The organism is Allobosea sp. P2_B12 (genome assembly GCF_056404835.1).
The window spans coordinates 13016-27143 of the sequence record NZ_JBFUDG010000020.1 but is presented as its reverse complement, the minus strand read 5'-3'; the positions used below and the strand labels follow the sequence as shown (position 1 = coordinate 27143).

Sequence of the window (14128 nt, the reverse complement as noted above, 5' to 3'; positions counted from 1 at the left end):
GCCCGAGCTTCTCGCCATAAGCAACGCGGATCATCTGCTCGACCAGATCGATCCCGGTGATCATCTCGGTGACCGGATGCTCGACCTGAAGGCGCGTGTTCATCTCGAGGAAATAGAAGGACTTGTCCTGGCCGGCGACGAACTCGACCGTGCCGGCGGAATCGTAGTTCACAGCCTTGGCGAGCGCGACCGCCTGCTCGCCCATCTTGCGCCGCGTCGCCTCGTCGAGCAGCGGCGATGGCGCCTCCTCGACGACCTTCTGGTTGCGGCGCTGGATCGAGCATTCGCGCTCGCCGAGATAGATCACGTTGCCATGCTTGTCGCCCAGCACCTGGATCTCGATATGGCGGGGATCGACGATGAACTTCTCGACGAAGACGCGATCGTCGCCGAAGGAGGACGCGGCCTCGGACTTGGCGCGCGCGAAGCCTTCCGCCACCTCGCCCGATGAATGGGCGATGCGCATGCCCTTGCCGCCGCCGCCGGCCGAGGCCTTGATCATCACGGGATAGCCGATCGCGTCGGCGATCTCGACCGCATGCTCGGGGCTCTCGATAATGCCGAGATGGCCCGGCACGGTCGAGACATTGGCAGCGGCCGCCGCCTTCTTCGATTCGATCTTGTCGCCCATCGCGGCGATGGCGCCGGGGTTGGGCCCGATGAAGACGATGCCGTTATCCTTCAGCGCCTGGGCGAAGGCCTCGCGCTCGGACAAAAAGCCGTAGCCGGGATGGACGGCCTGCGCGCCCGTCGCCTTGCACGCCTCGATGATCTTCTCGATCACCAGATAAGACTGGGCGGCGGCGGGCGGGCCGATATGCACGGCTTCATCCGCCATCTCGACATGCAGCGCGTCCCGATCCGCGTCCGAATAGACCGCGACGGTCTTGATACCCATGCGCCGCGCCGTCTTGATGACCCGGCAGGCGATCTCGCCACGGTTCGCGATCAGGATCTTCGTGAACATGCGTGGCGTCTCCCCGGCCGTTGATAAGCCCGGAGCATGTCGTCGTCCGAAAACCGGTGCCCACTTTTCGGCGACATGCTCTGGATGCTCAGTTAGAGCATGTCGGACAAAACCGGCTACCGGTTTTTCGCACAGCCCCAATAGCAAAACCCGGACCGTCGCGTCCGGCTGGCGCGTCGATCCGGGTCAGGGTGTATGGGACGCCGCAAGCGGCGTCCACTGATGCGAAAGTCGGCTATTGGCCGGGTGCGGGGCGCAGATGCGGCGCGGCGCGATCAGCTCGCCAGCAGAACGCGCTCAGGGCAGAAGCGCGGCGGCGCGGCCAGCCCCCTGCTGAGCGCGAAGCCGATCAGGGCCTCGTCGCAGCGCTCGGCCTCGCGGACGATCTCGAAGGCGATGCGTCGCGCCGTCGGGGTGGGGCCCTCGCCGGCCGAAAGCGTCGTCACCAGCCAATGCGCCTTGTCGCGGTCGATCAGGCCAGTCGGACGGTTCTGCCAGACGGCGAAATCGACGACCAGCGCCACCAGATAATCGCCGAAGGCCTCGCAGCGCTCCGGCACCGCCCGGTCGAGCGCCACCAGCACATCGATCTCATCGCGGGTCAGCGCGCCATCGACCAGAATATCGCGCTGAAGAAACTTGACGTCTTCATCGTCGATCGCGCGACAATCCATCACGCGATCGACGAATTCACGAAGCTCATGACCAATCATTGTTCGACCCCTGTCCGGCGTTGTTTTGTGCCGGTACGTTCCTGCTGTAGGAACACCATGGATCGACGCTCGCCATCAGGTGGTTAACAGCCAAACCTGAACGCGTGTTCAGGTTAAACGGGCCTGAGCGGACGTGGTTGCGAGGATGTTACTATTCGAGCAGAGCATGCTGGCACCGCCCCGCGACGTCGAGCCGTCATTCTCGGGCGGAGCGAAGCGCAGATCCGAGAATCTCATGACGCGAAGGCACCGGTTTCCGAGATGCTCGGGTCAAGCCCGAGCGTGACGCCCTTGCGTCAGACTGGCTCGGAAAACGCGGCGGGATCCCGCAACCCCAGCGCGCCGGGCAGATCGGCAAACCCGTCCAGCACATGCCGCGCGCCCAGCGCGACCAGGCTCGCAGGCGGCTGGAAGCCCCAGGATACCGCGACCGGCACGACGCTGGCGGCGACCGCCATCTCGATGTCGAAGGAGCTATCGCCGACCATCGCGGTCCGTTCCGGCGCAGCTCCCGTTTCCGCCATCGCCCGCAGGATCATGCCGGGATGCGGCTTCGAGGGCGCATCGTCGGCGGTCTGGATCGTGGCGAACAGATTCTGCCAGCCATGGCGCTCGATGATGTAGTCGGCGCCGCGGCGGGATTTTCCGGTCGCGATGCCGAGCGTGAGCCCCGGCCGTGCCGCCAGCAGCGCCAGCGTCTCCGCGACGCCGGGAAAGAGCGGCTCGTCCAGCGCGGCGTCGGTCTCGGCCTGCAGCCGCATCGCGCCGAAGACCTCGCGATAGGTCTCGGTCAGGGCCTCGTCAGGCTGCTCGAGACCGGCAAGCCGCATCAGGGCGACGTTCAGCGTCAGTCCGACGATCCCCAGCCCGGCCTCGCGGCCGGGATGAACGAGCCCATGCCGCGCGAAGGTCTCGACCTGCGCAGCGAGCAGGATCGCTTCCGAGTTGATCAGCGTGCCGTCGAGGTCGAAGATGATCAGGTCCATGGCGGCGCTGTAGCCCGGATCGCCGGCGCGATCCAATGCGCTGCGATCATGGCCCACCCGCCCCAACTCCGGCCGTCACGCTCACTCAGGAGCGCGCCTCGCGGGCACAGCTGTCGACCGCCTTGCGCAGGTCGTCGCCGTCGAGACCCTTGCCGCGCGCCTCCTTGCGGCATTCGGCGCGCTGGGCCAGGTCCGGGCGCTTCGCATTGAAGCAGGCGACAAGCGCCGCGGTGCGGGTCGAGCCTGTCAGGCTGCGGCCGTCGACCTCCTCCTTGCAGGCGGCGCGCGTCGCCACGGCGGTCGGCTTGCCATCGCGCGTCACGCCGTCGCGGGCATAGAGTTGCACGCCGGGGAACTTCGCCTGGATGCAGTCGCGCATCGCGGCCCGCAGATCGTCCCCGGACAGCGCGACATGCTCGGCCAGGCAATCCTGCCGGGCCTTGGCCCGCTCGGCGCGCGGTACCGGTTCGTCGGCAGGCACAGCAGCCGGTACCGCTGCGGCCCGTGCGGGCGCGCCAGGGCTTTGCGCAAAGGCGGGAGCGGAGGCCGCGAGAACGAGGCCGGCAAGCAGGAAGGCGAAACGGATCATCGGAGCACCTGCGTCAGAGTGATGGGAACACAATGAGAACACAGTCTCGTTTGTTCCGCAATCGTTCTCTTACGTTCGGTCAGCGAAATTTTGCCCGCCGCGCCCCATCACTCGTCCGGGGCGTCCACGATCGGATCATAAGGCGCGTCCTCGAAGCCGAGCAGGTTCCAGGACTGGCGCATATGCGGTGGCAGCGGCGCGCTCACGTCGATCGTGCCCTTGCCGCGCGGATGCGGCAACACGATGCGGCGCGCCAGCAGATGCAGCTTGTTCTGGATGCCGCCGGGCAGCTCCCAGTTCTTGATATTGAAGTATTTCGGATCGCCGACGATCGGATGGCCGATATGGGCGGCATGGGCGCGCAATTGGTGCGTGCGCCCGGTGACCGGCTTCAGCGAGAGCCAGGCGAGCTTCTGCGCCGCGGTCTCGACCACGGCATAATAGGTCACGGCATGCATCGCCCCGTCGTCGCCATGCTGGGCCACCGCCATGCGCTGGTCGCCGTCATAGGCCTCCTCGCGGGCGAGATAGGTCGAGACCCGGCCCTGGCGCACGCGTGGCACGCCGGCGACCAGCGCCCAGTAGACCTTGCGGGCGGAGCGCGAGCGGAAGGTCTTGGCCAACGTCGCCGCGGCGAAGCGCGACTTGGCGATGACGAGACAGCCCGCAGTATCCTTGTCGAGCCGGTGGACGAGGCGCGGCTTCTGCCCGCTCTTGTCGGTCAGCACCTCCAGCATCTGGTCGACATGGCGCGTCGTGCCCGAGCCGCCCTGCACGGCGAGCCCCGCCGGCTTGTTCAGCACGATGACGTCGTCGTCCTCATAAAGCGTGATCGAGCGCAGGAAGCCGAGCGTGTCGTCATCGGCCTTGAGCGAGCGCGGGCGTTGCTCCTGCGGCTCGAGCTTCAGCGGCGGGATGCGCACGGTCTGGCCCTCTTCGAGCCTGTCCTTGCTGTCGGCGCGCTTGCCGTTGACGCGCAATTCGCCCTTCCGGACGATGCGCTGGATATGGCTGAAGGAGAGCTGCGGAAAGCGGCTCTCGAGGAAGCGGTCGATCCGCATCTCGTTCTCGTCGGCGGTGACGACAAGTTGCTGCACGCCGGTGGCGAGCACCTGCGCCGTCTCGGCCTTGACCTCCGCGCGCGTGGGCGCATCACTCACCGGCGCCTTGCGCGTCGGAGCCGACCTGGCCGCCGGCTTGCCGGTCTGTTGGACCGGCTTTCGCGGCCCGGCCGCGCGCGGCACAGGATGGTGCGGCGCCGGGTTGCGCGTCGGCTCGGTGCGGATCTCGGCCTCCTCGCGCTCCGGCCGAGGCCGCGCAACGGCACGCGCCGAGCGGCGCGCGTCATGGCTCGGCCGCTTGCCTTTCGGCGCGCCTGCCGCAGGTGGCCTGCCGCCACGCCTCGGGCCGGCGCCCGCGCTCTTGCCGCCGGTACCTTTGCCGCCCACACCCTTGCCACCGGTTCTCATGACAGGCTCCGGACGAATGCGAGGCCGGCGCACAAAGCTGCCAGCGAGAAGATGACGGAGCCGAGGACATAAGCCGCGGCGAACCCCAGTTCGCCGCGCTCCCAGAGCAGGACCGCGTCGAGCGAAAAGGCCGAGAAGGTGGTGAAGCCGCCGAGGATGCCCGTGGTCAGGAACAGCCGCACGGGCTGCGACCAGTCGGCCTGCGCCTTGAAGGCGAGCCAGCCGGCGATCAGCCCCATCAGGCCCGAGCCGAGGACATTGATCGCCAGAGTCCCGGCCGGGAAGCCGGTTCCGAACCAGCGCGGCGAGACGAGATTGACGCCATGCCGCAGCACGCCGCCGATGCCGGCGCCCAGGAAAACGAGAAAGGTGGAGGTCATCGCTCTGCAATAACCAGCGCAAAGCCCGCGCACAAACGAATTCGGCCCGTTGCCGGGCCGCGATTGACTCGAGCCGGACGAAAGCCGCTTCATGATATCAGGCCGGGGAGCTGAGGACGGCGATGCGGGAGGGAACGGACGACGCGGTGGATCGCCTGAGCCTGCCGCATTGTCTCGCCCTGACGCTGGCCCTGGCGATCGCGCCGATAGCGCTATGGCAGGCCCAGGCTGCCTCGCCTCGGCCGCTTCCCGCCAGGGCACCCGTGCTGGCCCGCAGCTGCGTCATCAAGCCGCCCGACCTCTCCCCGCTGTTTCCCTCCCCGACTGAGGCCACCGACACCAACGCGTCGGCGCCGGCCGGCGAGGACGCTTCGGATGACGACGAGGACGATGGTGACGACGCCGTGCCGGGCCTGGTTCTTCCGGGCTCCACCACCTGCCTTGCGATCTCCGGCACCGTCAATGCCGGCCTGCAATTCGACAGCTACCGGGTTCCGCAGGCCACCAGCGCCGTGCCGCCACCGAGCTTTTCGTGGCTGCCAAATGCCTCCTTTCGGATCGCAACCTCGCATGATCTGGCCTCCGGCCTGCGTGTCGGCACTGCCTTCGAGATGTCGATCGCCCCGAGCAAGGGCCAGCCCGATACGGTGACGATCGACGAGGCGACGGTCACGGTCGGTGCCATGACCTTCGGGCTGGCGGGCTCGCGCTTCAGTTTCTGGACCGCGGATGAATTCGCCTTCAGCGCCCGCCTGCCCAGCCGCAATGCCGGCCTCATCGCCTGGGAGCGCGACCTCGCCGAGCGCTGGAACCTCGCGCTTTCCCTCGAGGATCCGACGCTGGCGACAACGTCCTCCGTCCCGACCGTGAATGGCCGTGTCCCGGACGGGATCGCCCGCCTCACCTATGTGAATGGGCCGCTGACCCTGCATCTCGCCGGCGCGCTGCGCGACGTGCCCAGCTCGGCCTCCGGTTTCGGCCGCGCCGGCATTATCGGTGGAACCTATGAGATCAAGGTCCTCGACAGGCCAGGCGAGGTCACCGCGCAGATCGCCGGCGCCGTCGATGGCGCGCCCTATATCGGCTCGTCGCTCGATGCCACGATCGCGCGGCAGATCCTGCTTCCCGCCGATTCGACGCGAGGCTTCTCCGCCGTCATCGCCGCGCGCCGCGAATGGACCGACGAATGGGCCAGCAACGTCTATGTCAGCCGCTACCAGATCTCCGTGCCGCTGCTCGGCCAGAGCAAGGGCAAGCTCAGGATCGACCGCATCGCCGCCAACCTCGTCTGGACACCGGTCGAAGGCTTCAAAGCCGGGATCGAGGGCTCGATCGCGCAGACCCGCATCGCGATCGCCAGCCGCGTCGTGCCGGCGACCTTGGGCGGGCGTCTGCTCTCGGCCCAGCTCTTCGTCGAGCGGGCGTTCTAGCGTCCTGGCCCCCTACCCTACTCTCCGCGCTCTTCCCGCAGCTTCTCCCAATACTCCAGCCGCTTCCTGATTTCGCGCTCGAAGCCGCGCTCCGGCGGGTCGTAGAAGCGCTGCCGGCCGAGCGCGTCGGGCCAGTAGTTCTGGCCGGAGAAGGCGTCCGGCGCGTCGTGGTCGTAATTGTAGTCCGCGCCATAGCCCTCGCTCTTCATCAGCTTGGTCGGGGCGTTGAGGATGGTCTTGGGCGGCATCAGCGAACCGCCCTGCTTGGCAGCCCTGACCGCGTTCTTGTAGGCGAGATAGGCCGCGTTCGATTTCGGCGCGGTCGCGAGATAAATCACGGTGTTGGCAAGCGCGAGTTCGCCTTCGGGTGAGCCGAGCTGCTCATAGGTCTCCGTCGCGGCGCGCGCATGCATCAGCGCCTGCGGGTCGGCGAGCCCGATATCCTCGACCGCCATTCGCACCAGCCGCCGCGCCAGGAAGCGCGGATCCTCGCCAGCGTCGAGCATGCGCGCGAAATAGTACAGCGCCGCATCCGGGTCCGAGCCGCGGATCGTCTTGTGGAGCGCCGAGATCAGGTTGTAGTGGCCGTCCTGCGCCTTGTCGTAGATCGGCGCGCGACGCTGGATCACCTCGGCCAGCCCGGCCTCGTCGAAGACTTCGCCGGGCTTGGCGGCGCGCCAGAGCTCTTCTGCCAGCGTCAGCACGGCGCGGCCATCGCCATCGGCGAAGCGGGCCAGCGCCATGCGCGCCTCCGGGGTCAGCGGCAGGTCGCGCTTCTCCAGCAATTCGGCCCGGCCGAGCAGGAACAGCAGCGAGCCTTCGTCCAGCGACTTGAAGGTCAGGACGCGCGCCCGCGACAGCAGCGCTGCGTTCAGCGCGAAGGACGGGTTCTCGGTGGTGGCGCCGACCAGCGTGATCGTGCCGTCCTCCATCACCGGCAGGAAGGCGTCGAGCTGGGCCCGGTTGAAGCGGTGGATCTCGTCGACGAAGAGCAGCGTGCCCTTGCCGCCGAGCCTGCGCCCGCGCGCCGATTCGAAGACCTTCTTGAGATCGGCGATGCCGGAGAAGATCGCGCTGATCTGCTCGAAGCCGAGATCGACCTGCCCCGCCAGCAGCCGCGCCACCGTGGTCTTGCCGGTGCCGGGCGGCCCCCAGAAGATCAGGCTGCCGAGCGAGCCCGAATGGACCAAGCGGGTCAGCGCCCCGTCCGGCCCGGTCAGATGCTCCTGGCCCGCGACTTCGGCGAGCGTCGTCGGACGCAGCCGGTCGGCCAGCGGGCGCGGCCCGGACTTGTCGAGCCCCGAGGCGGCGAAGAGATCACTCACCCCGGGAAGACCGAGGTCACACTCTGGCCGCCGCGCGAGATCGTCACCTCCCACTGGCGCTTGCGCTCCTTCAGCGCGGTCTCGACATCGCGCGACTTCGCCATGCGCTCGCCGTTCAGGGCCTGAATGATGTCGCCCTTCTGGAAACCGACGCGAGCGGCCGTGCTGCCCTCCTCGATCTCGCCGACGACGACGCCGTCCGTGCTGGCATCGATCGCCAGCTCCTCGGCCAGCGCCGGCGACAGGTTCATCACGGTGAGCCCCGCCAGCGGCGAGCGGCCCGACAGCGTCACCGGCTCGCGTGGTCGCAGTTCCGGAGCCGGAATGAGCTTGACGGGGATGACGACCCGCTTGCCCCCACGCAAAACACTGAGCGTGGTCACGCCGCCCAGGGGCCGCGTCGCGAAGCGATAGCCGAAGGATTCCGGATCATCGACACTGACGCCGTCCACGGCCAGGATCACGTCGGAGCGCTGCAGGCCGCCTTCGGCCGCAGGCCCCTTCTCGACGACGCTTGCGACGACGGAACCGGCCGGCCGGTCGAGCCCGAGTCCGTCCGCGACTTCGGCCGTCAGAGCCTGGAGACGCGCCCCGAACCAGGGCCGGCGTACCGTCTTGGCGCCGGCCTTTGCGCTTTCGAGCACGACCCGCACCATCGACGAGGGGATAGCGAAGCCGATGCCGACGCTGCCGCCCGAGCGCGAGAAGATCGCGGTGTTGATGCCGACGACGCGGCCCTGCATGTCGACGAGCGCACCACCCGAATTGCCGGGATTGATCGCGGCATCGGTCTGGATGAAGGACTGCGCATCGCCGACGCCGATCTGCGTGCGGGCGAGCGCCGAGACGATGCCCTGCGTCACCGTCTGGCCGACGCCGAAGGGATTACCGATCGCCAGCACGATGTCGCCGATCTCGACCTTGTCGGAATCGGCGAGGTCGATCGCCACAAGATCCTTGGGCGCCTTGAGCTTGAGCACCGCGAGATCGGTGCGTGGATCGCGCAGCAGGATCGTCGCCTCGACCTCGCGCTTGTCGGCGAAAGCGACCTTGACCTCGCTCATGCCCTCGATGACGTGGTTGTTGGTGACGACCAGCCCGCTGGTGTCGACGACGACGCCCGAGCCCAGCGAACGCTGCACCCGCTCCTGCGGCACGCCGAAGCCGCCGTCGCCGAAGAAGCGGCGGAAGAACGGATCATCCATGAAGGGGTTGCGCGGCTGCTTCTCGACGCGCGCGCCATAGACATTGACGACGGCGGCGGCGCTCTTCTTCACGACCCCGGCAAAGGAGAGCGAGATCTCCTGGCGCGACTCGGGCACCTGCTTGAGCTGCGCGCTCGCAGGACCGGCCGCAACCCCGAGCGCCAGCGCCAGCACAAGCGCGCCGGCGGCAGATCGGGGCCGGAAACTCACGAAACGTTTGGTCATTCCTGTCCTCGCGATGAAACAAAGGCGTGGTGGCAACGTTTCAGCTCCACTATCGATCCATGGATGCCGCCCGTCGCCGTTCCGGTGCCGAGGGCCTGGTTTCAGCCCACGATCACCGGTCACTTGCGTCGAAGGAATGGCCCATGAGCTTGATCCGACTTGTCTATGCCAGCCAAAGCCGGCTCGTCGAGGCCAATCGTCAGGTCGAGCTCGACAGGATCATCGAGAGCGCCCGCCGCCTGAACGCCCGCCACGAGATCACCGGCTTCCTCCTTGCCACGACCGGCGCCTTCGCGCAGGTGCTGGAAGGCGAAAGCGCGACCGTCGCGGAGACCTATGGCCGGATCGTGGCCGATCCCCGTCACGCCGAGGTCCGGTTGCTGGCGGAAAGCCCGATCGACCAACGCGGATTTCCACAGTGGTCGATGGGCCTCGCCGAGCGGGACGAGACCACGATGTTCATCTTCGGACTGTATGGCGTGACACCTGAAGACGACCTGCCCCAGCACGCGGCCGACGTTCTCGTCGATCTCGCCGGCGAACTCTCGCGCCAGCGCGCCTGACGGCCTTCGCCGTCGATCACTTGTCGCTGAGCAACACGCGATACTTCTCGATCTCGCCTGGAATCATCGCCGCGACAAAGGCCGGGGTCATCTCGTCTGGCGTCGGCACGACCGATGACAGTTCCTTGAAGCGGCCTTGCAGGTTTGAGCTCGCCAGCGCCGTCCGCAACGCCGCGTTCAGCTTGGCGACGATCGGCTCGGGCGTGTTCTTCGGCACGAAGATCGCGTTCCAGCCCTGCGCCTGGAACGCGGGCAGGCCGGCCTCCGCCGAGGTCGGAACATCCGGCAGGCTCGCCAGCCGCGACGGCGTGGCGACCACAAGCGCCCTCGCCTTCTCGCCCATGACAGCGCCAGACAGCGACGTCGCCGCGTCACAGACGCCGTCGATCTGCCCACCCATCAGGTCGTTCAGGGCAGGCCCCGCGCCGCGATAGCTGACCAGCGCCACATCGACGCCCGCCGCCTTGATGAAGGTCCGGCAGATCAGATAGTTCGAGGAGCCGACGCCGGCATGGCCGAGGCTGACCTTGCCCGGGTTGGCCTTCGCATAGGCGACGAACTCCATCAGCGTCTTGGCCGGAAAGTCGAGCTTCAGCGCGATCATCGGCGAGGTCTTGGCAACGAGGCCGACCGGCGCGAAATCGGCCTGGGTGTATTTCAGGTCAGGATAGATCGAATAGGAGGCGGCATTCGTGCCGCTGTTGCCGATGACGATGGTGTAGCCGTCGGGCTCCGCGCGCGAGGCCCGCGACAGCGCGGTGGCGCCGCCCGCCCCGCCCATGTTCTCCATCACGATGCGCTGCCCAAGCACCCGCCCCATCTCGTCGCCGACGAGCCGGGCGATCACGTCTGACGAGCCGCCGGCCGCGAAGGGCACGATCATGGTGATCGCCTTGGAGGGGTAGTCCTGGGCAGAAAGCGGTGAGCCCATCGCGACGAGCGCGAGCGCCGCCGCTGAAACAAGTGATCTGGCGTTCATGCTAAATCCTGCTGTGGCGATGCCGTGTTGACTCAATGAACAGCCTAGCATCGCCGGCCGACTCTAACCAAGGGGCCGAGGCCGGGACAGGGAACGCAGGCGTACCGGCGAGGCCGGATGCACGAGCAGCACCTGCGCGAGGAGGATTGCCACCACGCCGATAACGCCGAGCATCAGCGCTTGCTCCGTCGTCCAGCCGGGTTCCCGGATCGAGCGCCCCATGAACAGAACTCCGCCGCTGAATTCCGGCTGCGACGAGAAAATCAGGAAGGCGCCGATGTTATTGCCGAAATGAGCGCCCATCGCCGCCGCGAGGTTGCCGGTCTTGATCAACAGATAGCTCATGCTCAGCGCGAACACGCCGATCGTCACCAGAACCGACAGGTTGATGGCCGAGGACGCCTCGCCTTCCCAGTGCAGGAGCGTGAACAGGATCGTCGGAAGACCCAGCCAGATCGCAGGCGTTGCATAGCGTGCGGCCAGCGTCTGGTGCAGATAGCCGCGGAACAGGATTTCCTCCGCCGAGGTTTGCACGAAGCAGCAAAGCATCAGCGGCAGTGCGGCGATGAGCCAGCCCGACAGGCTAATGTCTCCGCGCTGTACGGTCGGATCGACCAGCAGAAGGAACGGAATCGCGATCAGGCCGACGACAAAGGTGACAAGAGAAGCCCGCAGGAAATCCGACCAGAGCACTCTGCGTTCGACACCGAAGAGATCTCGGATCGATCGCCTGTGAAGAATCCGCATGATCAGCCAGACGCCAGCCCAAATACCGGCGAAGGACAGCAGAACTGTGCCTGAGCCCAACGGGTCGGCCGCCAGCGCCTGATAATCGAAGGTGGCGAAGATGGCGTCGATGCTATCGGTTCTGCCGCCGCTACGCGCCACGAACAAAGCGGCGCCCGCCACCACGATCGCGATACCTAGAGCGATCCAGATGATCGCGACGGCAAGAAAACCCGTGAGAATCCGCCAGATGCCGTTCCTGCCATCGCGCGCAAGACCGACATATGCATTGAAACGACCCTGCTCCATCGATCTCGCAGCCCCATCCCGCCGAACCGCGGCACATACTCCCGCCTACATGACGGCAGCGCCACCAACGCAAAAAAGGGCGACCCGTGGGCCGCCCTTTAGAAACCAGTGAGACCGAGGAAAACCTCAGGCTGCCTCGTCTTCCGCCGTGAAGACCGGGCCGGAATCCTTGCCCTTGGCCTCGACATCGCGATCGACGAACTCGATCACCGCCAGCGGGGCGTTGTCGCCGAAGCGGAAGCCCGCCTTCATGATGCGAAGGTAGCCGCCATTGCGCTCCTTGTAGCGGGGGCCGAGCACCGCGAAGAGCTTGGCGACCAGGACGACGTCCTTGATCTGCGCGATCGCCTGGCGGCGGGCATGCAGGTCGCCGCGCTTGGCGAGCGTGATCAGCTTCTCGACGACCGGACGCAGATCCTTGGCCTTGGGCAGCGTGGTGGTGATCTGCTCATGCTTGATCAGGGCCTGGGACATGTTGGCAAACATCGCCTTGCGATGCTCGACCGAGCGGTTGAAACGACGACCGCGAAAACCGTGACGCATTGGGTGGCTCCTTCGTTGATTTACGGCCGCCGTGCCACGGTACGGCCGTCCTTTATGCTCCGGCGCTCATGCACCGGGCGGGAAAGCGGCGCTGGATCAAGCCCGCGCCGGCTGGATCAGTAATGCTCCTCGAAGCGCTTCGCGAGCTCTTCGATGTTCTCCGGCGGCCAGCCGGTGACGTCCATGCCGAGGTGGAGGCCCATGGTGGCGAGCACTTCCTTGATCTCGTTCAGCGACTTGCGGCCAAAGTTCGGGGTACGCAGCATCTCGCCCTCCGACTTCTGGATCAGGTCGCCGATATAGACGATGTTGTCGTTCTTCAGGCAGTTCGCCGAACGCACCGAAAGCTCGAGCTCGTCGACCTTCTTGAGCAGCGCCGGGTTGAAGGGCAGCTGCGGCGCGGTCGAGACGGCCTCTTCCTTGCGCGGCTCCTCGAAGGTGATGAACACCGCAAGCTGGTCCTGCAGGATGCGGGCGGCCAGCGCCAGCGCGTCCTCAGGGGTCACCGAGCCGTTCGTCTCGATGTTCAGCGTGAGCATGTCGCGGTCGAGGTTCTGGCCCTCGCGGGTGTTCTCGACGCGATAGGACACCTTCTTGACCGGCGAATACAGGCTGTCGACCGGAATCAGGCCGATCGGCGCATCTTCCGGACGGTTCTGCTCGGAGGGGACGTAGCCCTTGCCGGTGTTGACCGTGAACTCCATGCGAATCTCGGAGCCCTCGTCCAGCGTGCAGAGCACGAGATCGGGGTTCAGGATCGAGACGTCGCCGATGGTGTTGATGTCGCCGGCGGTGACGGTGCCCGGGCCGGTCTTGCGCAGGGTCATGCGCTTGGGGCCCTCGCCCTGCATCTTGACCGCGATGGCCTTGATGTTGAGGACGATATCGGTGACGTCCTCGCGGACGCCCGGGATCGACGAGAATTCATGCAGCACGCCGTCGATCTGGACGGCGGTGACGGCTGCGCCCTGAAGCGAGGAAAGCAGCACGCGACGCAGCGCGTTGCCGAGCGTCATGCCGAAGCCACGCTCCAGCGGACGGGCGACGACGGTCGCCTGACGCTTCGGATCGTCTCCGACCTTGATTTCGAGCTTGTTGGGCTTTGACAGATCCTGCCAGTTCTTGCTGATCACGACCGCACTCCTGGTGCTTGAATTCAATGGCGGCGGCGGGCCGCCCCGGACAGGCGCCCGCCGGTGCGGGCGCCTCGAAGATCGAGTGTCAGACGCGGCGGCGCTTACGCGGACGGCAGCCGTTATGCGGGATCGGCGTCACGTCGCGGATCGAGGTCACGGTGAAACCCGCCGCCTGCAGGGCGCGCAGAGCCGATTCACGTCCCGAACCCGGGCCGGTGACCTCGACTTCGAGCGTGCGCATGCCGTGCTCGGCAGCCTTGCGGGCGGCATCCTCGGCTGCGACCTGAGCCGCATAGGGGGTCGACTTGCGCGAGCCCTTGAAGCCCATCGTGCCGGCCGACGACCACGAGATCGTGTTGCCCTGCGCGTCGGTGATGGTGATCATGGTGTTGTTGAACGAGGCGTTCACATGGGCGACGCCAGAGACGATGTTCTTGCGTTCGCGGCGCTTCACGCGCTGGGCTTCCTTGGCCATAGGTCTTTCATCCTTCGAGCGCGCCCGTGATGCCAGGCGCTGGGGAGAGGTATTCCGCCGTCATGCTCGGCCTTGTGCCGAGCATCTCAGGCAGGAGAAGGCGCCAAA

The 14128-nt window shown here is 66.8% G+C and carries 15 protein-coding genes; 2 read left to right on the top strand and 13 right to left on the bottom strand.

Annotated elements, in window-relative coordinates:
* From AC1DYU_RS25895 to crcB, 6 genes are all read right to left on the bottom strand, one after another.
* Nucleotides 1-967, bottom strand: a 967-nt coding sequence (locus AC1DYU_RS25895) for an acetyl-CoA carboxylase biotin carboxylase subunit (RefSeq protein WP_476794109.1), incomplete at its 3' end; no start/stop codon positions are given.
* A gap of 275 nt (nt 968-1242) precedes the next feature.
* On the bottom strand, nt 1243-1641 hold the full coding sequence (locus tag AC1DYU_RS25890) for a hypothetical protein (protein WP_476794108.1): 399 nt from the start codon (nt 1639-1641) through the stop codon (nt 1243-1245).
* Nucleotides 1642-1976: 335 nt separating this feature from the next.
* The gene (locus tag AC1DYU_RS25885; RefSeq protein WP_476794107.1) at nt 1977-2723 is read right to left on the bottom strand and encodes an HAD-IA family hydrolase; all 747 of its coding nucleotides are present in this window, start codon (nt 2721-2723) and stop codon (nt 1977-1979) included.
* Between the two features lie 28 nt (nt 2724-2751).
* The gene (locus tag AC1DYU_RS25880) at nt 2752-3255 is read right to left on the bottom strand and encodes a hypothetical protein (protein ID WP_158483226.1); all 504 of its coding nucleotides are present in this window, start codon (nt 3253-3255) and stop codon (nt 2752-2754) included.
* 107 nt (nt 3256-3362) lie between these two features.
* On the bottom strand, nt 3363-4724 hold the full coding sequence (locus AC1DYU_RS25875) for an RluA family pseudouridine synthase (RefSeq protein WP_476794106.1): 1362 nt from the start codon (nt 4722-4724) through the stop codon (nt 3363-3365).
* Nucleotides 4721-5104 (bottom strand): fluoride efflux transporter CrcB, encoded by a 384-nt coding sequence (gene crcB / locus AC1DYU_RS25870; protein WP_476794105.1) that lies wholly within the window; start codon nt 5102-5104, stop codon nt 4721-4723. Before crcB ends, AC1DYU_RS25875 begins: the two co-directional genes overlap by 4 nt.
* Nucleotides 5105-5226: 122 nt before the next feature.
* On the opposite strand from crcB, the gene AC1DYU_RS25865 reads away from it, so the two are divergent.
* Complete coding sequence (locus AC1DYU_RS25865) at nt 5227-6534, top strand: hypothetical protein (protein WP_476794104.1); 1308 nt, start codon at nt 5227-5229, stop codon at nt 6532-6534.
* A gap of 17 nt (nt 6535-6551) precedes the next feature.
* On the opposite strand, the gene AC1DYU_RS25860 is transcribed toward AC1DYU_RS25865, so the two are convergent.
* Together AC1DYU_RS25860 and AC1DYU_RS25855 are read right to left on the bottom strand one after the other, a co-directional pair.
* Nucleotides 6552-7859 (bottom strand): replication-associated recombination protein A, encoded by a 1308-nt coding sequence (locus tag AC1DYU_RS25860; protein WP_476794103.1) that lies wholly within the window; start codon nt 7857-7859, stop codon nt 6552-6554.
* Entirely contained in the window at nt 7856-9289 is a 1434-nt protein-coding gene (locus AC1DYU_RS25855) for a DegQ family serine endoprotease (protein WP_158483221.1), read from the bottom strand. Before AC1DYU_RS25855 ends, AC1DYU_RS25860 begins: the two co-directional genes overlap by 4 nt.
* Nucleotides 9290-9432: 143 nt before the next feature.
* Between AC1DYU_RS25855 and AC1DYU_RS25850 the strand changes: the two genes are divergently transcribed.
* A complete protein-coding gene (locus tag AC1DYU_RS25850) occupies nt 9433-9852 on the top strand; it encodes a BLUF domain-containing protein (protein ID WP_476794102.1) in 420 nt (139 codons plus the stop codon).
* A 16-nt stretch (nt 9853-9868) separates the two neighbouring features.
* Here AC1DYU_RS25850 and AC1DYU_RS25845 read toward each other — a convergent pair whose 3' ends face one another.
* The 5 genes from AC1DYU_RS25845 to rpsK all read right to left on the bottom strand — a co-directional run bounded on the left by AC1DYU_RS25845 (nt 9869) and on the right by rpsK (nt 14020).
* Nucleotides 9869-10831, bottom strand: a complete 963-nt coding sequence (locus AC1DYU_RS25845; protein ID WP_158483219.1) for a tripartite tricarboxylate transporter substrate-binding protein — start codon at nt 10829-10831, stop codon at nt 9869-9871.
* Between the two features lie 63 nt (nt 10832-10894).
* Complete coding sequence (locus tag AC1DYU_RS25840) at nt 10895-11866, bottom strand: lysostaphin resistance A-like protein (protein ID WP_476794101.1); 972 nt, start codon at nt 11864-11866, stop codon at nt 10895-10897.
* A gap of 126 nt (nt 11867-11992) precedes the next feature.
* On the bottom strand, nt 11993-12409 hold the full coding sequence (gene rplQ / locus AC1DYU_RS25835) for a 50S ribosomal protein L17 (protein WP_054144422.1): 417 nt from the start codon (nt 12407-12409) through the stop codon (nt 11993-11995).
* A gap of 116 nt (nt 12410-12525) precedes the next feature.
* Nucleotides 12526-13542 carry a DNA-directed RNA polymerase subunit alpha gene (locus tag AC1DYU_RS25830; protein WP_158483216.1) on the bottom strand — a complete coding sequence of 339 codons (1017 nt, stop codon included), beginning with the start codon at nt 13540-13542 and terminating at the stop codon, nt 12526-12528.
* 88 nt (nt 13543-13630) lie between these two features.
* Nucleotides 13631-14020, bottom strand: a complete 390-nt coding sequence (rpsK, locus tag AC1DYU_RS25825) for a 30S ribosomal protein S11 (protein ID WP_054144247.1) — start codon at nt 14018-14020, stop codon at nt 13631-13633.
* Nucleotides 14021-14128 lie beyond the last annotated feature (108 nt).

Excerpts from the sequence above, each read along its gene's own strand:
- AC1DYU_RS25840 (WP_476794101.1), bottom strand. The coding sequence starts at position 11,866 with ATGGAGCAGGGTCGTTTCAATGCATATGTCGGTCTTGCGCGCGATGGC.
- AC1DYU_RS25845 (WP_158483219.1), bottom strand. The coding sequence starts at position 10,831 with ATGAACGCCAGATCACTTGTTTCAGCGGCGGCGCTCGCGCTCGTCGCG.
- AC1DYU_RS25865 (WP_476794104.1), top strand. The coding sequence starts at position 5,227 with ATGCGGGAGGGAACGGACGACGCGGTGGATCGCCTGAGCCTGCCGCAT.
- rpsK (WP_054144247.1), bottom strand. The coding sequence starts at position 14,020 with ATGGCCAAGGAAGCCCAGCGCGTGAAGCGCCGCGAACGCAAGAACATC.
- AC1DYU_RS25890 (WP_476794108.1), bottom strand. The coding sequence starts at position 1,641 with ATGGATTGTCGCGCGATCGACGATGAAGACGTCAAGTTTCTTCAGCGC.
- rplQ (WP_054144422.1), bottom strand. The coding sequence starts at position 12,409 with ATGCGTCACGGTTTTCGCGGTCGTCGTTTCAACCGCTCGGTCGAGCAT.
- AC1DYU_RS25855 (WP_158483221.1), bottom strand. The coding sequence starts at position 9,289 with ATGACCAAACGTTTCGTGAGTTTCCGGCCCCGATCTGCCGCCGGCGCG.
- AC1DYU_RS25850 (WP_476794102.1), top strand. The coding sequence starts at position 9,433 with ATGAGCTTGATCCGACTTGTCTATGCCAGCCAAAGCCGGCTCGTCGAG.
- AC1DYU_RS25880 (WP_158483226.1), bottom strand. The coding sequence starts at position 3,255 with ATGATCCGTTTCGCCTTCCTGCTTGCCGGCCTCGTTCTCGCGGCCTCC.
- crcB (WP_476794105.1), bottom strand. The coding sequence starts at position 5,104 with ATGACCTCCACCTTTCTCGTTTTCCTGGGCGCCGGCATCGGCGGCGTG.
- AC1DYU_RS25875 (WP_476794106.1), bottom strand. The coding sequence starts at position 4,724 with ATGAGAACCGGTGGCAAGGGTGTGGGCGGCAAAGGTACCGGCGGCAAG.